Genomic DNA, 252 nt, shown 5'->3' on the forward strand with positions numbered 1-252 from the left:
ATAAAATGCTTATTACACACGTGAGAAACTGATGTTTTTATCTGATATTTCTTTTTCGGTAGAGATTGGACAGCATCAGGCCATTGTCGGATTAAATGGATCAGTTAAAACGACGCTACTTCAGTTAATTCACGGCTCGATCTGGCCCCTACTTAGATATGATCCCATCGTTGAAGTATTAGGGCAGCGTCTTGGAAAAACTGTTTTGAATGAACTTAGAAAATCTATTGGCTGGGTGAGCAACGCTTTCAC

1 protein-coding gene is annotated in these 252 nt (G+C 39.7%); it reads left to right on the forward strand.

What is annotated here, in order from left to right; translation table 11 throughout:
- Window positions 1-31: 31 nt before the first annotated feature.
- On the forward strand, window positions 32-252 hold a 221-nt coding region (locus tag Q4550_RS23725; protein WP_303536714.1), incomplete at its 3' end, for an ATP-binding cassette domain-containing protein.

The organism is Anaerobacillus sp. 1_MG-2023 (assembly GCF_030547345.1).
In the GTDB taxonomy this organism is placed as follows: domain Bacteria; phylum Bacillota; class Bacilli; order Bacillales; family Guptibacillaceae; genus Guptibacillus; species Guptibacillus hwajinpoensis_B.